Source organism: Mucilaginibacter sp. cycad4 (genome assembly GCF_034263275.1).
Lineage (GTDB): Bacteria > Bacteroidota > Bacteroidia > Sphingobacteriales > Sphingobacteriaceae > Mucilaginibacter.
Genome location: NZ_CP139559.1, coordinates 2,363,186 through 2,387,597 on the forward strand (window position 1 = coordinate 2,363,186; position 24,412 = coordinate 2,387,597).

General features: G+C 44.1%; 16 protein-coding genes and 1 tRNA gene. 4 read left to right on the plus strand and 13 right to left on the minus strand.

The genetic code is table 11. The features are described from left to right. Nucleotides 1-62 precede the first annotated feature (62 nt). On the plus strand, nt 63-926 hold the full coding sequence (locus SNE26_RS09550; protein ID WP_321559131.1) for an AraC family transcriptional regulator: 864 nt from the start codon (nt 63-65) through the stop codon (nt 924-926). 197 nt (nt 927-1,123) lie between these two features. Here the strand turns inward: SNE26_RS09550 and SNE26_RS09555 are convergent, their stop codons facing one another. From SNE26_RS09555 to SNE26_RS09565, 3 genes are all read right to left on the minus strand, one after another. Then, nucleotides 1,124-3,796 carry a family 78 glycoside hydrolase catalytic domain gene (locus tag SNE26_RS09555; protein ID WP_321559132.1) on the minus strand — a complete coding sequence of 891 codons (2,673 nt, stop codon included), beginning with the start codon at nt 3,794-3,796 and terminating at the stop codon, nt 1,124-1,126. A gap of 546 nt (nt 3,797-4,342) precedes the next feature. Continuing rightward, nucleotides 4,343-6,733 carry a glycoside hydrolase family 3 C-terminal domain-containing protein gene (locus tag SNE26_RS09560; protein WP_321559133.1) on the minus strand — a complete coding sequence of 797 codons (2,391 nt, stop codon included), beginning with the start codon at nt 6,731-6,733 and terminating at the stop codon, nt 4,343-4,345. 36 nt (nt 6,734-6,769) lie between these two features. After that, on the minus strand, nt 6,770-7,159 hold the full coding sequence (locus SNE26_RS09565; protein ID WP_321559134.1) for a hypothetical protein: 390 nt from the start codon (nt 7,157-7,159) through the stop codon (nt 6,770-6,772). A gap of 145 nt (nt 7,160-7,304) precedes the next feature. Between SNE26_RS09565 and SNE26_RS09570 the strand changes: the two genes are divergently transcribed. Beyond that, the gene (locus SNE26_RS09570; protein WP_321559135.1) at nt 7,305-8,078 is read left to right on the plus strand and encodes an NUDIX hydrolase; all 774 of its coding nucleotides are present in this window, start codon (nt 7,305-7,307) and stop codon (nt 8,076-8,078) included. 567 nt (nt 8,079-8,645) lie between these two features. On the opposite strand, the gene SNE26_RS09575 is transcribed toward SNE26_RS09570, so the two are convergent. After that, complete coding sequence (locus SNE26_RS09575) at nt 8,646-9,527, minus strand: AraC family transcriptional regulator (protein WP_321559136.1); 882 nt, start codon at nt 9,525-9,527, stop codon at nt 8,646-8,648. Between the two features lie 76 nt (nt 9,528-9,603). Here SNE26_RS09575 and SNE26_RS09580 point away from each other — a divergent pair, with 76 nt between their 5' ends. Continuing rightward, nucleotides 9,604-10,737 carry a flavin monoamine oxidase family protein gene (locus SNE26_RS09580; protein ID WP_373695592.1) on the plus strand — a complete coding sequence of 378 codons (1,134 nt, stop codon included), beginning with the start codon at nt 9,604-9,606 and terminating at the stop codon, nt 10,735-10,737. A gap of 376 nt (nt 10,738-11,113) precedes the next feature. Here SNE26_RS09580 and soxC read toward each other — a convergent pair whose 3' ends face one another. From soxC to SNE26_RS09625, 9 genes are all read right to left on the minus strand, one after another. After that, a complete protein-coding gene (soxC, locus tag SNE26_RS09585; RefSeq protein ID WP_321559138.1) occupies nt 11,114-12,355 on the minus strand; it encodes a sulfite dehydrogenase in 1,242 nt (413 codons plus the stop codon). Nucleotide 12,356: 1 nt separating this feature from the next. Further along, the gene (locus SNE26_RS09590) at nt 12,357-12,944 is read right to left on the minus strand and encodes a c-type cytochrome (RefSeq protein ID WP_321559139.1); all 588 of its coding nucleotides are present in this window, start codon (nt 12,942-12,944) and stop codon (nt 12,357-12,359) included. 12 nt (nt 12,945-12,956) lie between these two features. Continuing rightward, on the minus strand, nt 12,957-14,213 hold the full coding sequence (locus tag SNE26_RS09595; protein WP_321559140.1) for a putative sulfate exporter family transporter: 1,257 nt from the start codon (nt 14,211-14,213) through the stop codon (nt 12,957-12,959). A 30-nt stretch (nt 14,214-14,243) separates the two neighbouring features. Continuing rightward, nucleotides 14,244-15,689, minus strand: coding sequence for an NAD(P)/FAD-dependent oxidoreductase (locus SNE26_RS09600; protein WP_321559141.1), 1,446 nt, complete (start codon nt 15,687-15,689; stop codon nt 14,244-14,246). A 12-nt stretch (nt 15,690-15,701) separates the two neighbouring features. Then, the gene (locus SNE26_RS09605; protein ID WP_321559142.1) at nt 15,702-17,318 is read right to left on the minus strand and encodes a hypothetical protein; all 1,617 of its coding nucleotides are present in this window, start codon (nt 17,316-17,318) and stop codon (nt 15,702-15,704) included. 26 nt (nt 17,319-17,344) lie between these two features. After that, the gene (locus SNE26_RS09610; RefSeq protein WP_321559143.1) at nt 17,345-18,706 is read right to left on the minus strand and encodes a DoxX family protein; all 1,362 of its coding nucleotides are present in this window, start codon (nt 18,704-18,706) and stop codon (nt 17,345-17,347) included. 32 nt (nt 18,707-18,738) lie between these two features. Beyond that, a tRNA-Cys gene (locus SNE26_RS09615) sits at nt 18,739-18,809 on the minus strand. Nucleotides 18,810-18,819: 10 nt separating this feature from the next. Continuing rightward, nucleotides 18,820-20,175 carry a RagB/SusD family nutrient uptake outer membrane protein gene (locus SNE26_RS09620; protein WP_321559144.1) on the minus strand — a complete coding sequence of 452 codons (1,356 nt, stop codon included), beginning with the start codon at nt 20,173-20,175 and terminating at the stop codon, nt 18,820-18,822. A gap of 14 nt (nt 20,176-20,189) precedes the next feature. Further along, the gene (locus tag SNE26_RS09625) at nt 20,190-23,321 is read right to left on the minus strand and encodes a TonB-dependent receptor (RefSeq protein WP_321559145.1); all 3,132 of its coding nucleotides are present in this window, start codon (nt 23,319-23,321) and stop codon (nt 20,190-20,192) included. A gap of 503 nt (nt 23,322-23,824) precedes the next feature. Here SNE26_RS09625 and SNE26_RS09630 point away from each other — a divergent pair. Then, nucleotides 23,825-24,244, plus strand: a complete 420-nt coding sequence (locus SNE26_RS09630; protein ID WP_321559146.1) for a hypothetical protein — start codon at nt 23,825-23,827, stop codon at nt 24,242-24,244. The last annotated feature ends 168 nt before the right edge of the window (nt 24,245-24,412 follow it).

The following is a 24,412-nucleotide window of genomic DNA, read 5'->3' on the forward strand; positions in this document are numbered from 1 at the left end:
ACCTATATTTACCCGGTACTGAATTTTTCACAGCCATTCTCAACACTTTTGTTCCATTTTTAATGAAAAAGATCTTCAGCGAACTTCCCCATCCCGTTGATTCCAGTATTATTGTAAAGCAGGAAATCACGACGAAATTTGTCAACACTTTCCATTTTCATGATGGTTTTGAGGTCACATTTATTATCCGTGGGCAAGGGAAATTTTATGGAGGGAACCAGTTATTGAATTTCGGAGAGGGAGACATGTATTTCTTCGGACCGCTATTCCCGCACTATTTTGTCAACGAAAAGTATTCCGAAAACGTCAATCAAATGGCCCATTCAATTGCAGTACAGTTTCAGGAAGATTTCCTGGGTAAAGAGCTCTATGAAAAACCGGAATTTGGTAAAATAAAGGACCTTTTGAAGTTTGCCCAGTCGGCATGTCTTAAACTTACAATATCAAGTAATGAGATCCAGGAAAGGTTTGTACAACTGACAAAACAGCAAGGGGTCAAAAAAATCCTGCTTTTACTGGAGCTGCTTGACTACATGGCATCACTACCCAAAAAGAGCTTTAATGTACTAACGATCGATGCTCCAAAAACTATTGAAAACGCTAAGGGTTTTTCCAAATTGGACGCTGTATACCGTTATGTGCTCGAAAACTTTAAACAGGACGTTAATTCCCAAAAAGCTGCGGGACTTGCCTGTTTAAATGAAACTGCTTTTTGCCGGTATTTCAAGCGGCAGACTAAAAATACATTTTCCCAATTTGTCAATAAGGTGCGAGTCACCCACGCTACCTCATTACTACAAGATAAAAATAGAAGTATAGCGAATATTTGCTACGAATGCGGATTTAATAACCTTTCATATTTTAACAGACAGTTCAGAAAATTCACGAATAAATCGCCCTTTGAATACAGGAAATTATATGATTAGTTATAGATTTCCTGTACCTGTTCCTAAATACCAATCCAATTGCCATATTATCTTTAACTATCATATCGTTATTAATAAAGCATAAACGAACACCATAATTTCAGCAAAAGAATGCCTGATTAAGAAACCATTTAACATTGGCCATCAACTGCTATAGGAACAGTTTATTTAAAGGGCCTGCTTTGAGAATAAAAGAATCAACGTGATTCTTTCTTTGTATTTAGGGGCCATTCCCCGCAAAAAATATATCTCCCTGACCCAACCTGTAATTCAAGATACCCATTCCTTAATTTCCCAACCCGGATATCTTTGGATTTTGTTATACTTTTTCCTGCTTCAGTAACCGCATCAGCGCGGTTAGCAGGAATGTAAATGGTGGCAGTTGTATTAGCAGGAATTTCAGAATCGATTATCAACTTGCCGTTCTCCACTTTCCAACCCGAACTTAGCTTGCCATATGGTGTGATATGTGTGGCCGTTGCATAGGTTAGGTTGCCACCAATATGTGGCTGTATTTTTATTTTTTTGTACCCGGGTCCATTTTCATCAATATCTAACCCAACCATTTGACTATACATCCAATCGCCAATTGCACCATAGGCATAATGATTGAAAGAGTTCATCGAAGCCGGCTCAAATGTTCCGTCGGGACGAATGCCGTTCCAGCGCTCCCAAATTGTAGTAGCGCCCATCTTTACGGGATATAGCCAGGAAGGAAAACTTTCCTGCAAAAGCAGATCATACGCGACATTTGTTTTGCCAAATCGGGAAAGTACCTGACAAATGTAGGGCGTTCCTAAAAAGCCCGTGGTAATGTGATTACCATAACTTCTTATATTTTTAACCAGGCGGTCGGCCGCTTGTTTTCTCAAATGTATCGGAAGCATATCAAAGTTCAGCGCCAGAACATATGCTGTTTGAGTGCCAGAAACAAGGCGGCCGTTACCTGTAACATATTCCCTCATAAAGGCATCCTTAATATGAACGAGCAGTTTTTGATAGTCTGTTACATCCTTAGTTTTACCCAAAACCTTTGCCGTATTAATTAACAGTTGTGTTGAATGCGCATAAAAACATTGGGCAATAAGGTATTTATCGGTAACGGCCGAACGGCCATACAGGTCGTTATCCAGCATATATGAAAGCCAGTCGCCATAATGAAAGCCATTGGCCCATATATAATTCCGGCTGGAATCTGTCATGAATCTTACCCAGGCTTTCATGCTCGGATATTGTTCTTTCAGTAAACGTTTATCTCCGTAAGCAAGATATAGGTTCCACGGAATAATTGTAGAAGCATCAGACCATCCTGTAGCGCCACCGTTAGGATAATTTAATACATTTGGAATAACATCCGGAACTTTGCCATTTGGGGACTGGTCTGCTGCTAAGTCCTTGAGCCATTTCGCAAAGAAGTTATTTCCGTTGCGAAGGAAGAAAGCCGTTCTGGAAAACACCTGAGCATCACCCGTCCATCCCAGCCGCTCATCCCGCTGTGGACAATCCGTCGGCACGTCCAGAAAGTTGCCTTTCTGTCCCCATTCAATATTTCGTTGCAATTGGTTGATAAGCGGATTGGAAGTTGTGAAGGTACCGGTTGGCTCCATATCCGAATACAGCGCAACAGCAGTAAAGTTCTCGGGTATTAGTTGCCCTGTATATCCGCTTATTTTGATGTAACGGAAGCCTTGCCAGCTGAAATGCGGTTCGAATGTTTGCTCACCTCCTCCTTTTAACACATAATTATTTTCAGATTTTGCTGATCGTAGATTTGTCGTGTAAAAATTACCCAGTTTATCCAGCACTTCTGCGTGATTAATCTTAATAGTATCGCCGTTTCGGCCCGACGCTTTAACAACAACCCAACCTACAAGGTTTTGGCCGAAGTCAATGACCTTTTCGCCTTTCGGTGTAGTCAATATTTTCACTGGCTTAAACGTTTCATGTTTCTTTACAGGCTCATTCACGGTAGCTACTAATATATTCATGGCATTGCGCGAAACTTTTACACCACTCCAATCATTGTCGTTGAATTCAGCCATGTTCCACCCTTTCTTTTCCTTACGTGAATCGATGGTTTCACCATTATAGATTTCTGAGTAACGAATTTCGGCAGTTGAAGATTTCCAGCTTTCGTCAGATATAATCTGTTCTGTTGTGCCGTCGTCATAAAGAATATTCAGTTGAAAAAGTAGCGCAATGTCCTTTCCATAACTGTCTGGTATATTATCCCACGACATGTGACTGCGGTACCATCCACTACCCAGTGTAATACCAATGGCGTTTTCCCCTTGTATCACTTTATCGGTGACATCATATACCTGGTACTGCAAACGTTTATGATAGCTGGTCCATCCGGGGGTGAGATAAGCATCTCCTATCCGCTTACCGTTGATTTGCGCTTCGTATAATCCATGAGCCGTAATGTAAGCTGTGGCAGACTTGATTTTTCGGGGACTATTGAATTGTTTTCTGAACAAAGGCGAGGCCCGAAGACTGTCTTCCGTAAACCCTGGTGCTATCCATTTCGCTTTCCAATCGGAAGAGTTCAAAAACGCCATTTGAAAAAAGGCAGGGGTACTCCAATCAGAAACTTTACCCGAATTCCCCCACACCCTTACCTGCCAATAATAACGCCTCCCGGACTGCAAAGACCTTCCTTTGAAGGAAACGTTGATGGAAGAATCAGAAAAAACCCTTCCAGAATTCCAAACGAGGGCCTTGCCTAAAAACAGCGCAGAAGAATCATTGGCAACGCGAATTTCATAGGCCGTTTGCAACAGGTTCCGTTTATCGCTTACGAGCTGCCAGCTGAATCTTGGTTTTACCGTTGCCACGCCGATTGGATTGGCCATATGTTCAATCAACATATTCTGAACTTTTATCTGGCCAACGCTACGGGTAGCACCCAAAGACAAAAATATTGTTGCCAACACGTTAAAAAAAACAATATTCACAGACACGTTCAATTTCATATTAAAATTACGGGTAAATAGCTACCGACTGTCAGCTACACATTAATAGCCCCTGACTGTTGCTCCTTTATATTCGAAAGTATTGTTTGCTTAAACAACATCACATGTTCAATAAAAACTTTATAAGTCCGGTGCTTTCATTAATATCAACCGGCCCTAAACATCAGGTAAATAACAGAGGATTAGGATAGCAGGGGTTATAATTGTTTATGGCCTCAAACATATCATCAAAACAGCATTCAAAAAAACACTCCACTTGCCATTTCTGATACTCTATTTACAAACAATAAAAACCGAATCATTCAGGTCTCATCAACGGGTTTAAAGGCTGATTTCCATACCGCTAAGTTGTGATCTGCAAACAGTTTAATTTGGCCATTACTTTTGCCCTGGCCCGCCAAAATCGTCTGGCACCCACTCACGTGTTATCATAATTGCCAATCAGTTCGCTGATCCGTTGTTTTGCGGAGTTTGTGCAGCCTTGGGTTTCAATTCATCAATCTGAGCCTCCGGCACTAAAGCCCTGTGATCCTTTTCCACGGTCAATCCCTTGCCCAGTGTGAAATTTGCGGTCTGCTTGATATCCAGTGATGATGCCCCAATCTTTACGGTATACTTTCCATCGTCGGCTACCCATGATGACGAAGCAGTATCGAACGAAGCAAGGTCCCGCGGTATGATCGTAAAAGTCAGCGTCTGCGACTGACCAGGCTGCAAGAGTTTTGTTTTTGCAAACCCTTTCAGTTCTTCTGCGGGTTTATCCAGTTTTTTTACCGGAGCGCTCAGGTATAGCTGCACAACTTGTTTTCCTGCTACTTTGCCCGTATTTGTAATCGTTACAGTGGCGATCAGCTTTCCGGCAAATGTTTTCCCACTCAATTTAAGATTAGTGCAGGCAAAAGTAGTGTACGAAAGGCCATAGCCAAACTCATATGCCGGCTTTACATTAAACGTGTTAAAATAGCGGTAACCTACATAGATCCCTTCCCGGTAAGTAACTTCGGCGGGCACCATACGGCCCATCATACCAACGGTTGCTTTTTCCGGAAACTCTTTTCCCGGAAAGTTTTTTGCCGATGGCACATCAGCGTAGGCTGCTGGAAAAGTGGTAGCCAGCTTGCCTGAAGGGTTTACTTTTCCGCTAAGTACATCAGCTATTGCGTTACCGCCTTCTTCACCTGGTTCCCAGGCAAGCAATATAGCGTCTACCTCGTCGCGCAAAGGTGTCAAATCTATTACGCCACCGATATTCAGGACAACGACTACGCGTTTATGTTTGGCATGGAAAGCATTACTTACTGTGGCAAGCATATCTTTTTCAACATCTGTCAGTGTATAATCGTCTGCTACCTTTCGATCGTTTCCTTCACCGGCATTTCTTCCAATATAGATAACAGCCATATCGGCAGCATCCGCTTTTTGGCCAACAGTACGCTCATCGACTTTATATTCGGATGCGAATGGCGTAGGGTTCATGATCTCCTGCATCAAAGGTTTCTTGGGATGTTTTGCTGTGTATTCGGCTAAAAAACTCTTGTAGCGCTGTGCCAGGTCGTTGTCAATCTTATATCCGGCATTTGCTAATCCCTCAGCCAAAGAAACCGCATACGGTTTATTAACGTCCCCACTACCTGTACCACCTGCAATTAAATCATATCCGTGATTACCAAATAGTGCAATGGCTGACACTTTATTAGAAAAAGGTAAGGTGGCGTTATCGTTCTTGAGCAAAACCATGCTTTCTGCGGCGGCCTGCCTGGCAATTTGCGCATGTGCTTTCAGATTGCCATTATTATTGAAGGCGTAGCCCTTTGCGGTCAGTGTGTGCAGCAATACGCTCAAAATACCTTCCACATTCTTGTCCAGCGCTTCCTCCGAAAGCTGCCCGTTTTTTACAGCTTCCATAATTGCCTTTATCTGAGTCGGCGTACCTGGCATCAGCAGGTTGTTTCCCGCTTTCATTTGCCCTACTGCATCTTTACCGCCAAACCAGTCGGTCATTACGAAGCCCTTAAAGCCCCAGTCCTGACGTAATATTTTGGTTATAAGATCATGGCTTTCCGACGTGTAGGTGCCGTTAACCAGGTTATAGGAACTCATTACCGCCCAGGGTTGTGATTTCTTTATCGCGATTTCAAAATTCCGCAGGTAAATTTCCCGTAAAGCCCGTTCACTGATAATTTCGTTTACGGAACTGCGGTTGGTTTCCTGGTTATTTGCTGCAAAATGTTTAAGTGTAGCCCCAACCCCCTGCGACTGGATCCCGTTTATTATTGCAGCAGCTGTTGAGCCCGAAACCAAAGGGTCTTCAGAATAATATTCAAAGTTTCTGCCCCCTAAAGGGTTGCGGTGGATATTAGCACCCGGCCCAAGTATAAAGTCGATGCCATAAGATTTGATCTCTTCGCCGAAGGCACGCCCCACTTTTTTTACTAAAACTGTATCCCAGCTTGAAGCTAAAAGTGTCCCGACCGGCCAGGCGGTGGAAAACAAATTATTTGCAGAGTCCTTAGCAGTCATGGCCCAGCGATGAATGCCTGAAGGGCCATCAGCCATGCCTATTGAGCGTATTCCATATTTGGGAATCGGGATAGTATGCCCGGATATAGTTATGAGTTTATCGGGTGTATTATCGTTTGCTCCCATACTCATCCCAGGAATCGAAAAGCCCTTTCCTACTACAACCTTAACCTTTTCCTCCAATGTCATGGCTTTGACGATTGCAGGGACCGGGTCTTTCCCAAACTGAGGTAATTTACTTTGAGACTGGGCCTCCAGAGTGAAGAGTGTTAATACGGTCAAACCGATTGACCGAAAATAAAATGGGATCATGTTTTTTGGGTTCAAAGAATGAAAATTAAAATTCGTTTACTTCCGGATTTGTTCAGTTTCCTTAACGCGAACCCCTTTTGCTTCGAACATGCCCATCAGGCTGCCTTTTACATGGTCATCGTCTACAGGCTCAAGTGTCAGGGTAACATCGTAATTCTGAGCGGTAAAAGCAGCTGTTATCGTCTTATCTTTTTCATCTACCCGGGTGATTTTAGTCAGTTCTTTTCCTGTTGAATCCTGAACGGCCCCAGTTAGCTTGCCGTCTTTTCTTTCAAGTACGAAGGTCATTTTGGAATCACCATTGGGCGTACCCATCACCAATACATTCCATTTTCCGGGGTAATAATCAGTTTTAGTTTGGGCTTTTACAGTTAGGGTTAATAAGGTACCCACAATGACGGTTAGCATTACACTTAGCTTATTCATGTCTGTCGATTTTTAATTAGTCTCAAATTTCATTATGTCATTTTGACGGAATAAAAATATGCGTATGATTTGACATTTCCAAATTTCATTACGTCTTTTAGACATAATGGATATTAATGATTAATTTTGCTTAAAATTGAGGTAAATGGAGTTGAATATTTTAGAACCATATTTATGGGAGCCGGATAAATATCTTAGAAATGTCGCTGTCGATAATGTAATATTCGGCTATCATGATAAGGAATTGAAGGTTTTATTACAAAAGCCTATTGTCTTAGAAAAATGGACGGTAACCGGGGGCTATATTCTTAAAACCGAATCAATTGAGGATGCGGCAGATCGTATCGCGTTTTCGCGTACAGGGTTAAAGAACTTATTCTTTCAACAATTCCGATCCTTTGGAAATCCGGAAAGAACAGTTGACAGTGGTTTTAATGCCCGCCGAATCAATGAACTTACAAATGCACAAATGCCCGACGATTGTTGGATATTTGATTATTTCGTATCCATTGGGTTTTATACGCTTACCGAGTTTTCTGCCGTTGAATTAAAAAAAGCAGAAATTGAAACGGATTGTGCCTGGTGGACCGTTAATGATTTACCGCCGCTAATGTTTGACCATAAACTTTTAATAGCGGAGGCGTTAAAGGCGCTGCGCTTGCATATCGCCCATTATCCCATTGGTTATGAACTGTTACCAGGCAAGTTCACCATACCTGAAATTCATAGTTTGTATGAAACAATTCTGGGACGGCAACTTGATATTCGGAATTTTCTGCGCAGGCTGTTAGCGACAGAAATTATTGAAAAGCTTAATGAAACTAAAAGTATTGGCGGGCATCGTTCGCCATTTTTATATAAATTCAATAAACCGAAATATGATGAAGGATTAGAGAATGGGGTATTGTTATCCTTTTGATCAGATCTTCCCGGATACCTTGGGTTATTTTCTGCAGCAACTGCTTCGCCCTGTTTGGGATGATTATTGTACGCAAGAATAACGCCCGTGCAGCGCATGCAGCTTTAATAGCAATGACCCTTCCTATTCCTCTTGCTACCATAAATAACCAAAAGAATTTTCGTTGATTGATTACATAAATACCTGAAAAACAAAGTAATACTTAACATTGCTGTGCTTTTTTAATTCGCCCATTAAATGGTGCGCCGGCCGGATTTCATCTATCAGTAATTTATCTTGCTGTTGAGGTTTCTGGTTGAAATTTTAACATTGCGCCTACCTAAACACACAATTCTTTGTTTTTCAATATTTATTCTAATACATTCCAGCACTGCAGCAATTCGTTGCAAAAGGAAGTTCCTTTGTCTCGATTAAACCAGTTCTGCAGGAAAACCTTGATGTTTTCAAATGTTGCATGAGCGGCTTTCATTTCATTTATCTGTATTTGCACATCTAAAGGACGCGGTCCCCAAAGTTCAGCACAATCTGTAGGCACAAAATGGTCAACCCGGAAAAGAGATGGTAAGTTCAGGAAATGGATTTCCTAAAATCGGAAGGTGATAGTTGCGTGTGCTTCTTAAAATATTTTACGAAATAAGAAGGATCGTCAAAGCCCAATCGGTAGCCAACCTGATTAATGTTGAGTTCGGAATGCAGTAAAAGCCGTTGCGCTTCCAATATAATTCTTTCCTGGATGATCTGCGAAGGGGTTTTTTTGATCAGTTGCCCGGTGACATCAGATAGTGTTCGCGAAGAGATATACATCAAGGCCGCATATTCGCTTACAGAAAGCCCTTTTTTATAGTTTTCGTCCACCAGGTTGATAAATTTTAGCAGTTGCAGCCTTTTCTCATCATTAACAAAAGCTGTTAAGTCACTGCCATTTTTAAGTCGTTGCACCTGTATCAAAAAGGCTTTTAGGTAACCGCGCAGCAATTCCTCTCGCCCCAGGCTATCAGTCGAATTAAGTTCAGCTTGTATCTGCTTAATATAAGTTTCTAAAATCTGATGGCAGTTTGAGCCGATATAGTTTACCGGTGACTGATAGGGATTGCCAAAAAAGTTGCATTTCAGAAAAAATTCCATTTCACTGTCGGTTTGAATCAAAAACGGTTCATTAAAATGGATGAGATACCCCCTGTAATCTGAATTATTGTCGAAGTAATGCACCTGGTTCTTAGATACAAAGAAAATGCTGTCGTCTTTTACTTCATAAGATTGGAAATCTACAAAATGATTTCCATGTCCGGCCTTAAACCAGATGACCTGATAATAACTGTGAATGTGCGGCCGGGTGGTATTAGCCATATTTCTTTTCACATAATCATACAGATCATAGATCGCAAACTGGGCCTTATCTGGCTGATGATGATTTAAATGATATTCTGAAATAACATCTGTTTTTTTCATGTGGGTCAAATCCTTACAAAGATATTAAGATTGTGGATGTCTTCGGGGTAATGGGTTTGTAATTACAGACATTAAGATGCCATTTGCTGATTCTTACCATAAATTTTCCGACATCTACACTAAATCACGATTCTACAATCAGGATTTTCGCCTAATGAAATCTGCGGAAAGAATCATAATTATAGGCGGAGGTTTAAGCGGCCTTACTCTTGCTTGGTTACTGTTAAAAAAAGGGCTTGAGGCAACAATTTTGGAGGCCTCGCCCAGACTTGGTGGCCGTATTCAAACTATTACCGGGGCTTTGGGCACCCCTTTAGAAATTGGAGCCACCTGGTTTTCTGATCTGCACGTTAATTTGCTGGAACTGATTGGTGACCTGGGATTGATCAAATACCCTCAGTTTTCAGAGGGTATCAGTCTTTTTCAGACGAAGTCATTTGAGCCTCCTCAAAAATTTTACGTACCCGCGGCAGACCAGCCATCCTACAGGATTGCCGGTGGTACACAATTGCTGATCGAAAAACTTGCTCAGCAACTGAACAGCGATCAGGTTCACTTAAATAAAAAAGTAACTGGTATTTACGAGATAGCTGACGGCCTGAAAATAAACACAGCTGACGGTAATATTTATGGAGCTGATTGTGCAATTATCTGCCTTTCGCCGCAAGTATCAGCGACGATTGATTTCGTTCCGGATTTACCGGAAGTTGTGAGTGAAATATTACCTGCTGTACAAACCTGGATGGCCGGTTCGGTTAAATTCACGCTGGAATATAGTAAGCCGTTTTGGCGTCAGGCGGGTTATTCGGGGATGCTATATAGCCATGCGGGGATCGTAATGGAAATGTATGATCACACCAACCTCGAAGAAGATAAATTCGGGTTTACCGGATTTTTGAACAGCGCTGCTGCCGGATACAGCCAGGAAGTACGCAGAGAACTGGTATTAAAACAGCTGAGCGAACTATTTGGACCGGAAATCCTGCAACCCGCCACTTACCTGGACAAAGCTTGGACTGATGAATTCATATTGAATGGCCACTCAGCTATTGGCCGGCCTCATCAAAATAATGGCCATCCTGCACTACACTCACCATATTTGGGCGGCAAATTGTATTTCTGCGGAACCGAGACGGCTAAGATCCATTCAGGTTATATGGAAGGTGCTGTGATAGCTGCCAGATCAATTGCCTATCGGTTATTGCAATAACAATCCATAGAAATCAGATCTTCCAAAGGTGTTCAATCCGGCTCCCTATCTCCGCCGAATGGAATTTTAGAAAAACCCTCAAGAGATTATTCGGTTTCGGGCAATCTTTTTCTATTCAATATCTTATAGTTATGACCAAAATGCAAATTAAACCAAACTGTTCTAACCCCTTCTTCTTTAAATGCAAGGCCATATTTGAGCACCCTTTTCAAATTGAATGTCGCTGGTTCAGAATAGCTCGTTCAAATATTGTCAGAGGCCAAACAAATTCAGGCATTAAAAACAGTCTGTTCATTTATCTTAGCTGGCAAATCTTCTGAAAGATCGGCAATCTCCGATTTCCACCCCTGCATAAGTCTACGGAATTTAGGAACAACTATTTATAGCTCTCCGGTTTAAATGCTACACTACCGTCGCGTTTAACCCGCCATGCTGTTACCGGGTTCATATGGTAACCGCCTATATCCTTTCCACGGGCATCAATTAATTGTTTCAGGGTTGGTTGGGTATATCCTGTTTGGTCGGTAACACGGCTTAAAATCTCCGTTTCAGAGCCATTCCATTGCCATAGGTGACGAAAATAGGTATGCGCTTTTTCCAGCACAGGGCCTTGCAGCCTCGCCTCGTTCCAGCTTTTGCCGGCATCGGTGCTTACTTCAACCTTTACCACTTTTCCCCTGCCGCTCCAGGCTATTCCCCGGATCTCGATCCAGCCACGCTCAATTTTTTGGGGGAAGGATGGATAAGTAATGATAGACCTGGCATCCATCTCAAAGCTGAACATCCTGATCTTATCCTTAACCGGATAGGTATATTTTGAAGTTTCTTCGCGGGTAAAATAAGGCGCGTCGGAGATTTCTATCCGCCTTATCCATTTTACATTGGTGTTTCCTTCCCATCCGGGCAGCAACAAACGGGCAGGATAACCCTGCTCCGGGCGGATAGCCTCGCCGTTTTGAGCGTATACGATCATGGCGTCATCCCAGGCTTTGTGCATGGGGATACTTCGGGTAAGTACGGCGGCATCGCCTCCTTCGGCTAAAAACCAGGTTGCTTTGGGGTCAACACCCAATTCACGAAACAGGGTTGAAAGCATCACACCCGTCCACTCGCTTTGGCTGGTGAGGCCGAGGATATCCTGTACCGTCATTTCCTCTTTACCTGTACGGAAATTGCCCGCGCATTCAATAAAGCAGGTGCGGGTTACTGATGGAAAACGTTTAAGGTCATGCAGGCTAAACTTCATTGGACGCTCAACCATGCCATGGATCAGCAGTTCATATTTGTTTGGATCGAGGGTTGGGATGCCGGCATGGTGCCGCTCAAAATGCAGATCGGAAGGCGTAATGGTACTATACATGCCCTGCAAAGGGGTCCGGGAAGAGATATCCGAGGGTTTTTTAACAGGGTTTTCAAACAACGACCGTTTCCCCAGCGTACCCGGCAACGGACCGGGTTGTTTAGTTGGATCGGAAACCAGCGGTACGCCCACCTGTACATATTTGGCAAATGCGGACGTTACCGGGATAATAGCCGCCGCCAAAGCCCCGCCCAATAAAGTACGGCGACTGATTTTTCTTTGGGTAATTTTAACCGGTTTATCCTGTTGCTGTTCCATATTATTTTACTTCCGGGCCGCCTTTGCGGTCATCAACAATAAATAGCTTTTGTGCCGGCATCACCACTTTGGGCAGCGTTTGTGCATTCATAACCTCACCGGGTTTAATCACTTTATTGGCGCTTAGTAACCAGGCCGATAAACTATAAACCTCATCATTGGTTAATGAGCCGGGCGCGTTGTAAGGCATAGCCCGGCGGATATAATCAAATAAAGTGGTGGCGTAGGGCCAATAATTGCCTATGGTTTTAGCTTTGCTTTTCCCGGTAACCAATGGCGGCCCCGGCAGTTTAACACCTTTTATCTCTTTACCATCGGCACCGTGGCATGATGCGCATTTATTTGTGTAGATCACCTCGCCCAATTCGGCATTGCCGCTTCCGGCCGGTAAACCTTTACCATCCGGCCGTACATCAATATCGAGGGCGGCAATCTCTTCTTTTGTGGCCGTTTTTCCGTATCCAAAGCTTTGAGGCCATTTTTCCCGGCCCGACAAAAAAGCAGGCCAAAGCCAAATCATCACCCCAATAATGATGATCCCCGCAAAAATGAGGACATGGCTCCGCCTTACTTTGAATTTTTTGAACATGGTAATAACCTGTTAAAACAGTATAAACGCTATAGCCAGCGTGATGAAAATATTGAAAGTTTGTGCTATCAGGAATGCGTATAATGGCTTTTTGCTGTTTTCGTTAAACAAGTCGGCAAAATTGGTTTCCAATCCGATACTGGTAAAAGCCAGTGCAAACCAAAGCCCCTGCAAATTCTTCAGGCTATCCTTAACCGTTGCAGCTGCAGCCGGCGACAGGAAGAAAGAGAACAACAGTGAAGCCCCGATAAAACCGAGCACAAATTTGGGAAAACGCTCCCAGATCACTTTAAGCGTTGGTTTGGTATCTTTATCCTGAGCCGATGGATGTTTGGTATATGTCCAGTAAATGGAGATAGCAAATGCAGCCAAACCAAGCAGCACATTTTGCGAAAACTTCACGATGGTACTGATCTTCAGGGCAACTTCGCCTACTAACGAGCCTGAAGCCACAACCGCGCCGGTAGTATCAATACTACCGCCCAGCCATGCGCCGGTAACTTCCTGCGAAAAATGGAATTTATGGGCGATGATAGGCATGAAGATCATCATCGGGATGGCGGTGATCAACACCATCGAAATCACATACGAAAGCTTTTTTGAATCGCCCTTGATGGCACCTGCTGTGGCGATAGCAGCCGATACCCCGCAAATGGATACCGCACTTGAGATCATCATGGCTATCTCGTCATCAACCTTGAGCTTTTTGCAAATCCAGAACGCAAAATACCAAACCGAGGTTACTACCAATAGCGCCTGGATCAGGCCCAGTGAGCCCGCCTTCAAGATATCACCAAAAATAACGCTTGTACCTAAAAGCACCAGGCCTATTTTAACAAACAACTCGGTTGAAAGGGACGATTTAAGCCACTCGGGCAATTTGATGAAATTACTGATCAATAAGCCCAAAACAAGGCTGAAGATCACGGCTTCAAGATTAAGTGATTTAGCCTGGCTGCTTCCTGCAAGTATTAAAGCAATGATTGTAATAATGTATACCAGCGGGAACCCCAGAGTATAATTTTTGATGGATTTACCGGTGATGAGCGCGCCTATCCCGCCAATAATAATAACAAAACCAAACTGGATAAGCACTTTAATTAAATTGGCTGAACCGAGTACTTTACCGGTTAGCTCCGCGCTGTCCTTCCAGCCGAAACTTGGCACGGGTAAAAGCAGGCCCGCTAATGAAAGGATAATGATCAATGAACCTAAAATAACTACTGCCCAGTCTTCGTGCAGGGTTAGTTTAGTAGTGGTGGTTGACATAAATTTTAGTTTTTATAATGTGATAATATGTTATGATTTTATGCTGATGTTAAATACATCTTTTAAAGCCCGTTTGGCCGAATGGTAACCGCACATGCCATGCACCCCTCCTCCCGGCGGAGTGGATGATGAACAGATATAGATTCCATTTGCCGACGTACGATAAGGCGAACGCCTCAAAACCGGCCGGGTAAACAGCTGACCGATATCGATAACCCCACCGTTAATATCCCCACCGATGTAATTAGGGTTATAGTTTTCCAATTGCCGGGTATTGAAAGTATGCCTGCCGATGATGCGTTCACGGAAGCCGGGGGCAAAACGCTCCACTTGTTTCTCGATAATGTCGGTCATGTCTTTATTTGATCCGTTAGGCACATGGCAATAGGCCCATGCGGTGTGCTTACCTTCGGGTGCGCGTGTACTATCAAAAAGGCTTTGCTGGGCCAGCAATACAAACGGCTTTTCGGGATGCAAACCTTCCCAGATCTCCTGTTCACCTGCGGCAATTTCTTTTAGTGTACCGCCAATGTGAACCGTTCCGGCTTGTCTTGCGCCTTCGGCCTTAAATGGCACGACACCGTCAAGCGCCCAATCTACCTTAAACACGCCCATTCCGTAGCGGTAACGTTCCAACTGCCATTTGTACAGCGATGAAAATTTATGCCCGGCAATTTGCAATAACTGCTTTGGCGTAACATCAAACAAAACCGCCTTTGCTGATGGCAGCTGATCAAAAGAGGTAATGTAAGTACTGGTTTCAATCTTACCCCCTATTGATGTAAAATAGGAAGCCAGTGCATCCGCTATTTTTACCGATCCGCCTTTAGGCACCGGCCAGCCCTTTAAATGGCCGTTAGCCATCAGCACCAAAGCAATAGCTGATGTTGTCAGATTGGTTAAAGGCTGAATGCTATGTGCAGCCATACCCGCCAAAAGCCCTTTGGCCTCTTCGGTTTTGAAGCGTTTAGCTAAATGGGTTGACGAGGTTAAAGCATCCAGACCAAAAATGGCCAGATCAACCGGGTGCTTAGGAAAGGTAAGCGGCCCCAATACATCAGGTGCCAAACCCGGCCATGATTTCACTAAATGCGCCATCAGTTTGATGTAGGCATCCCTGTCGGCACCCAACAAATCAGCAGTTTCAATGATCGACTTTTTGAGTACTGCCGCCGTTCCGTTATCAAAAGGATGGGCGGCCGCTACTTCCGGATAAATATATTCCAGGCCAAATTGTTCCAAGGGCAGCGTTTCAAAAAAAGGCGAGCCTGCAGCCAGTGGATGAACTGCCGAACAAACGTCATGTTTAAAGCCCGGCAGGGTAAGCTCTTCGGTACGTAGGCCGCCGCCTATTTTGTCCTTACCTTCCAGCAATAAAACCGAAAGCCCGTTTTGCTGCAACAATATGGCTGCCGCAAGGCCGTTTGGCCCTGAACCTACTATCACTGCATCATAATCACGTTTTTCCGGTTTCATTGGTATCTGTTTTTAGTATTTGCCCGCAACTAACTTACTGTCGGTAAGCGCATATTGGCGGTTTATGCGGTCAAGCACAATATACACATCATTTTTCTTGTCGTCCTTGCCAGTCAACACAATGTGCGATCCTGTTGCATCCGCAGTGTAGTTAAGCACCATATGGGCGCGTTTACGCTTGTCTTTCAGCTCCTGGGGCACACCACGCTCACGGCGGGTTGATTGGGCTGCCGGATCAATTGCTGTTACCTCATTGCGGATATTGGCCTTTGCTTCGGCAGGGATAAACGACTTGGCAAGTTTGTTATCGCCTGCTTTGTTACCATCCCGGTTTTCGCGTTTGCCTTTGCGTTTGGTGAACTGGGGCAATTTATCCTGTAAATAAAGTACTTTGTTTACGGTATCGGCATCGTAATAAAACACCCGCTTGCCGCCGGCTACTCCCGTAAGCTCGAAATTACGGTTGATATCACGCATTGGCGAGCCGCCGCCGTTGGATAGATCGAGATTTAATGGTTTGTTAACGTTAAATGTCAATGACGACCATTTTTCGAACGTTACCCCCTGCCAACGAACAGAATCCAATGGTGAATAAGGAATATCCTGCCCGTTGAGCTTAAACTCGCTTACGTTGTAGTTACCGCGCAATTGTTTTACGCCGCTGGTACCTGGTTGCTTGTACGGATCATATTTAAAGTTTACATATTGCAAATAGAATAACCAAACCAGGAAAATACCGATGGTAGCAGTTTTTAAAACAATGCGGGTAGTTTTAAGCCATTTTTGGGTGAACACCGGGATCAAAACCGGTGGCACGGTGAAACGTTCTTTAACGATCAGGTTATAAACCGGCACACCATCGTACCATAATAAAAATGCCGAAAACAGCACAAAGTATGATGCATAAACATGCACACCGCCGTCATAAGCAAAGTTTACGTAGGTAATATCACCTAAAGCGCCCAGCAATAATATCGCGCCAAAAGTGGTGGTTTTGCGGAAGAACAGCATGGTTCCTGCCGCCAGCTCAACAACCCCGGCAAATACCTGGTACCAGGGTACAATACCAACCGAAAGCCAGTAGATCTTCTGTGCGGTAAGGTCGCCGAAATGCGCGTTGAGCACGCCCAATGAAGGATAAGGCATTTGAACCGGGAACAGCTTTGTAAAGCCGAACCCGATTATGCCTATACCTGCCCTGTACCGCACCACCACGCGCAGCCAGTAATACAGGTTATGATATTGCTTGTTTTTACTATCGAGGGCTGTCCAGATGAGGCCACCGACGATACCTATAGCAAGCGCTTCAACCCAATCAACATAACCTAACAGGTTATATGCAGGGTTTTGAAATTTGTAAATGCTTGGTGAAAACCGCGCTATATCATACAGATCGCGGTAATGCAAATGGAACCAGTTGATAGTAACCAGGTTATTCCACCACTCGCCCGTTACCGGGATACACATGATGATAAAAAAGATAAAAGCAATGCGGAAAGCCACGCACTGAGTTGCTGTCCACTCCTTCTTTACGGCCGGTTCTGTTGCAGGGGCCGGTTTACCGGGCTTGCTTTCCGGTGCAGCGTTGCCAACTTGCTCTGCTTCCGGATTTATTACTGTTGTTGCCATGATAAATATCTTTAAAAGTTCAGATCTTAAAGTTTAAGTGCTTTGCTCCTGCCCTGTGCGGCTTCCTGCAACAGGTATTTTTTGTTGATCCTGTCCAGCTGTACGTATATCGAATCGCGGTTATGATCAACGCCTGTCAGGATAATAGTGCCGTTTGCAGGTTTGGTATAGTGGAGTGTAAACTGATCGGCCTTGTAATTGCTGTTTCTGTTTTTGAGCAGCAAAACTTGGTTTACTGTATCGGCTACATAGCTATAATAAGCGCGACCGGTTGTGCCGTCAAGTTCATATCTGCGGTCTTTATCCCTGCTGCTGATCTCTTCGGTAGTAGCGGTATCGGCCTTATATCTTTTTAACGAACTGATGCTAATGGTAGCCCATTTTTCAAAAACAACATCGTTCCAGCGTATAGTGTCCGTTTGCGAATATGGCAGTTGTTTGTTGTTAACTTTAAAGTCACTTACATTATATAAACCGGCAACGCCCGCTAACCCCTTAGCCTTTGGATACTGGTAAATATCATGGTGATAGGCGGCATAAGTTTTATAGCCGTACAGGAACACGAAAAAGAAAATGAACAAGCTTTTTAGCACCAAACGTGATGTACGCCATTGCCCGCTTAATGAAATTTTCACTGTATTGGGCGCTGTTGGTTTACGTAAAGCAACCAGGTTGTAAATGCGCAGTGCGTCGTAAACAGTTAAGAACAGCGCTATGCTGATGAGATAAAGCGCATAAATGGCCTCGCCGCCGTCATAGGCAATATTGGAAATGAACACATTGCCGGTAAATACCAGGATAATTACAGCGCCAAAAGTTGTTGTTTTACGGAATAGCAATAACACTCCGACAATTATCTCTACCAAACCCAAAAACGACTCATAACCCGGCACTATACCCAGGCTCAACGAGAACAGTTTCCAACGGTTAAAATCGCCATACGATGTATTGAGGTTACTTAATGAAGGCAATGGCGATTGCAGCGGGAAGAATTTAATAAAGCCGTAGGCTATGATGCCGATAGCCAAACGATAGCGCAGGATCACGCGCAGCCAGTAATATAGCTTATTGTAATTCTCGCTCTTTTTATCGCGAATGCTCCAGATAATCGCCCAGATCAGTGCAATACCGGCTATCAGTGCCCAGTCGGCAAGGGTGCCAATGCCCCACGTGCCGGGTGTACTACTGCCCGATATAAATTGCGGCGTATACCTGCTGATGTAAAAAATATCGCCAAAACTAAGGCTGCCCCATTGAATGCGGAACAGGTTGCCGAAGTACTTCCAATCAAGCGGAAGGGCCTGCAGCACAAAGTAAATGAAGAAGAACCGAAAAGCCCCCTTTTCGTATTCCTTCCATTTGGTTTGGTTGGTGGTTAATGTGCTCATTGTTTTATGTTTTTAAATTGATTGTTCAGAAGACGCCGGGGGCAGATTCGAACTGCCGTACAAGGTTTTGCAGACCTCTACTTAGCCACTCAGTCACCCGGCTTTATGTCCTGTTAATAACCCGGATTTTGCGTTAATGCGGGATCAACATTCAGCTGATCAACCGGGATAGGCAATATGTTTTTCTTAGTGTCTGTTACACCCAATACCGCAGCTGCCCTGCCGGTGCGCACGAGGTCGAACCAGCGATGGCCTTCCAATGCAAACTCAATCCGGCGTTCGTTTTCGATAGCCAGTAAAATATCAGCTTGCGAAACGGCGGTAGTAGCTGTTAAACCTGCGCGGTCACGTACAGTGTTTAAGTCGGTAAGGGCGTCGCCAAGTTTGTTAAGCTGGGCACGGGCTTCAGCGCGGATCAGGTATTCTTCGGCAATCCTGATAATGTAAGCCGGGTCAGTTGCCGGGCTACGGTAGTACAGGTTACCGTACCATAAACCTGCTGATGTTTTGGCAACCAAAGCGCTGCGGTTGCCGCCTATCGTAGGGTCATTTACAAGCGCTAAGAACGTGCTGTTAGGCGCCCATTGGCGGGTACCGCTGTTGGCAGGCGGCTGCCATTGCCCGCGGTGACCGTTAGTATAAGTAGCACTGTATGACAATTCAAAAACCGACTCCTTAGTACCAACCACATTATTGGCAAACCAGGCGCTATACGGCTTTAACAGCGAATAATTTTGTGTATCGCCTAACACGAGCGTAGCATAGTTTTCGGCGTTAGTCCAGTCTTTTTGATACAGGTAGTACCTTGCTTTTAAAGCATAAACGGTTTCTTTATTAGCTCTTACCGGGTTTTGTGCGGTTGGCAGGGGCAACAATGGTTCGGCAGCGTTCAGGTCGCTTAATACCTGTGCATAGGTTTGCTCAACGGTACTGCGTTTGATGCCATTTTTATCAGTAGCCGATATGGTTGGCGTAGTTACGATCTGTACACCACCCCAGGTACGGGCAAGATCAAAGTAGCATAAGGCCCTGATGAAATATGCCTCGCCTAACAGTTGGTTTCTTTCGGCTGTTGTCAGTGTAGCATCGGCAACGCCTGGTAATTTGGATATTACATAGTTTGCGCGATTTATAGTAGTGTAAATAGCCAGCCAGATCCCTGATACCGTAGCATTATCTGCCTTTACATTATGATCAATAAATTGCTGTACGATGGATTGCGAGCCCGTCCACTGGATATTATCGCCCGATAAATAGCCTACCGAAACAAAGTTTACACCATAGTAATTATCGGCAGACAAGGCTCTGTAAATACCGCGAACAGCGGTTTCGGCAGATGCACGGTCGACAATGGTTTGTGAATCGAATACCGAATCCTTGGGCTGTACTTCCAGGAACTTTTTGCAGGAAGCCAGCGTCACAAGCGATAGAACCGGAATTGTATATTTTAAAGTTTTAAGTAATTTCATGATCGTTGCCCTCCTTATAAAGTAATATTTACACCTAACTGAACTGAACGCGGCTGCGGCGGCGTACCCAGGTCAATACCCTGCACATCCTGTCCTCCGCCTACGTTAGCCTCGGGATCGGGGCCTGTATATTTCGTGAACAGCAGTAGGTTACTACCCACCACATAAATGCGCAGCGATTGAATATCAATTTTCTGGGTAAGCGCCTTTGGCAGTGTATAACCAAGGCTTAATGATTTGAGGCGGATAAATGAGCCATCTTCCAGGAAGCGGCTGTTTTGCTCAAGCGTATAGTTATTGCCATAAGCAGTTAAGCGTGGCACATCGGTAATATCGCCCGGTTTTTGCCACCTGTTCAACTGGCTGGCAAATATCACACGGTTAGCATCACGGGTACCGCCACCTTCGCCGAAGAAACGGTTAAGGTTAAGCACTTTATTACCTTCCTCAAAGCTAAACAGGAAGCTGGCGTCAAAGCCTTTGTAGGTGATCGTATTGCTTAAGCCGCCAAAATATTTAGGTAGTGCGTTACCAACTATCTGACGGTCTGAAGTATTGATAACCCCGTCTTTATTAACGTCTTCAAATATGGCGTTACCGGTTTGCGGATCCACCCCCAATTGTTTATACATCCAGAATGAGAACATAGAATAGCCCTGCTGCATACGGATCCAGTCGCGGCTATATTGATTGATAGGCACCGGCAGCGATTTGATCTTGTTAACATTGCCCGAGATATTGAAACTGCTGCTCCAGCTAAAATCTTTGGTTTTGATGTTGTTTGAACTGATACTTACCTCGTAACCTTTGTTGCTTATTTTACCTACGTTGCTGTAGTAAGTACTATAGCCGGTAATCTCCGGAACAGGTAATTGCAGCAACACATCGCTGGTTTGTTTCGAATACAGGTCGACAGATAAATTCAGGTGATTGTTCAGCAAGCTGAGGTCAAAACCCACGTTGGCTTGTGCTGTACGCTCCCATTTCAGGTTTGGATTAGCCAATTGCTGCGGAGCTGTACCTGCTTTATCGCCGCCGGTTGTGTTATCAGGATAACCGGCACCGCCGCTCCATAAACCCTGGGCTGCAAAGTTGTTGATACCTGCCTGGTTACCGGTAACACCATAGCTTGCACGTAGTTTAAGGTCGCTGATAGCATTTACATCTCTCAAAAAGCTTTCTTCCTTAGCGCGCCATGAAGCACCTACCGATGGGAAATATCCCCATTTATTGTTAGCACCAAATTTCGATGAGCCATCGGCGCGGGCACTTACTTCCAGGTAATACTTGCTGGCATAGTTGTATGAAATACGCGAGAAGTATGATGAAAGGTTGGCCTTTGTCCAGGTTTGGTTGGCGGTACGGGTTGACGCTGCCGAAATATCAGTATAGGCATTATTTGGGAAGCCGGTTCCCTGTGCCGATGTAAGCTGTACGATATTGCTTTGCAGGGTATTACCCGCCACAACATCTAACGTATGCTTTTGGCCAAAAAGATGGTGATAGGTTAAGGTTTGCTCGTTGATCCAGGCGCTGCTTTGGGTTATGGCCGATGTTGCAAGGCCGTTTGTAGGCGATGCACCCAGCTGTGTTTTATCGTTCCAGTATTCAGATTCGTTGTAGTTATTGTAGTCAACACTCCAGCTTGAACGGAACTTCAATCCTTTCAATATCTCGACATCGGCATATACGTTGCCTATGTAACGTAAGCTTGTGGTGTTTACATCGTAGTTATTCAACAACACCTGCAGGTTATCAAAACCGGCATACCGGGCAGGCGTACCATCAGGATTGGTTTCGGGCAGATAAGTTGGCGTATGCAATGCCGATTGGAACAAACCTCCCGCCGGACCATCACCCGAACGGGCCTGGTTACGGTACGAGCGCGAAACACTGTTGCTTGTACCCACCTGTACCCTATCACTGATCCGTTGATCGAGGTTTACTTTAAAACCGAGGCGGCTAAAGTCGATTGGTTTGATATCAGCCTGCTGTTTAGTGTAACCCGCCCCTATATAGTACTTGGTATCTTTTGAACCACCTTCTAAAGAAAGATCATAGTTAGCCAGGTTACCAGTGCGGAACAGTTCGTTCAAACGGTCATAGGTGTTTTGTTGGGATGGTAAGCCGCGTGGTGCCGGCGTAGCAGTAGGATTATCATCAGCCGCGCGGAACGGTACATTTCTATAAGTATTGATACCTGCTGTATTACCGGCCGCAATTGCGTCAGCTTCAGAATTGCGATAAAATTCGTTTACGATCTCGGCATGCTGGGGGCCGGTGGTTAGCTTCCAAAGCTTGTCTTTAGGCTGCCATGCCAATCCCTGCGAAACGTTGAAATTGATCTTGGGCCGTGTATTGTAATTACCACGTTTGGTAGTAACGATAACCACGCCATTGGCACCACGTGAACCATAAATAGCTGTGGCGCTGGCATCTTTTAATACTTCAATATTCTCGATATCATCAGGATTGATATCGGCAATTGGCGATGTTGCCCTTCCGCCGGTGCTAACAGTTTGCAAACTGGTGTTATTCAAAAATACACCATCAACTATGTAAAGCGGATCGTTACTGGCATTAATGGATGTGGTACCACGTACACGGATAAAGATGCCATCGCCCGGCACACCTGTATTGGAGTTGATCTGCACACCTGATGCTTTGCCTTGTAACTGGGCATCAAAACTGGCAACCGGAGTTTTCTTTACTTCATCGGCCTTTATGGTTGCTACCGAGCTGATGAGGTCTTTACGGGTTTTGGTACCGTAGCCTACAACCACCACATCATTAAGCTGTTGAGGTATAGGTTTCAGGTAAATTTCAACAGGGCTTCCATTCACAACAATTTCCTGCTGATCATAGCCTATAAAACGAATGATTAATGTATAAGGAAATTTTTGGCCGGTAACAAAATCAAAACGGCCTTCGGCATTGGTTGATACAGCGTGCGTAGTACCTTTAATTGATACTACCGCACCCGGGAGCACATCCCGGGTGGCAGCATCAAATACACGTCCTTTTAAAATTGAATTAACGGTTGCAGGCGGCTCCTGCTGGGCCACTGCTGCAAAGGGTAAGAAGAACAGCAGCAGGAAAAGATATTTGGAAAGTACAGTTGTGTTTTTACGGATAAATATTTCCATATTTAACGAGGTTAAAATAAATGTTCAATGCGTTTAGTTTAGCTCAGATGCAAACCGGCGGAGTGATTGGCGTTACGTAGCCGGTTTGTCATTGCCACACCGGCAAGGCTTCCTTGCCGGTTATTTTCTTAATCAGGGGTATAAATTTTAGTTCATAAGCTGTATTAAAGTACCTTAAAATTCAAATCACATTTTTTCATAGCGATGCAGGGCCGGTTTGTTAACCTGCTATAATCAATTTCACGAATAGATAGCGTTATTTACAACAACTGCACATACATGCTTTTGGAGAAGCGTGCATTCGTTTTATTTGTTCAGGAAGTACTGTTTGTTTAGTAAAAGAAGTGTTCATCACCCTTGTTTTTTATTAGTACGGCGACAAACATAAAAATTAAAAAATAAACTACCAAATCTATAGACTATATATTTAATTTGTTACAGAACATAGATTTAGTCGAATAATTTATATTTATTTGTAAACATTCGTCTAAACTTATTCTCTGATGAAAAAAGGCCTGATCATATTATTCATAATGGTAACCGGATTAATTGCGCAAGCGCAGGACGCAAAACCGCTCACCATTGAAAATTACTATAAAATAAAATGGGGCCATGCCGATGAGTTTATTGCCCTTTGGAAAAAGAACCATTACCCCTTACTCAAAAAGCTACAGGAAAAAGGCGATATCCTGAATATTAAAGCCGAAGCACCGGTTCTGCATAGTGGTGAGGACACCCGCTGGGACTTTAAGGTAATTTTAACATTTAAAACGGAGCACCTTGCTTTAGATTATAGCATAGTTGATCCTTTAAAAAAGCAGCTTTACCCTGATCAGGAAGCTTATAAAAAGGCCGAACAAGCGCGTTTTGAACTGGTAGTAGCCCATTGGGATATCCCGGTTGAAACCATTCCCCTAAATTAAATTTCACACAACTTTGGTTAAATGATCTCCACTATTAAGTTAGCTGGTCAGTCATCAAAAAATCAACTCGCTGTCATAACCAGTTTCTCGCCGTAAACATGATTGGCTTCCATTAAGCGATGGGCCTGCCAACACCGAGATCACCTATAATAATAATTAATCGCCGGC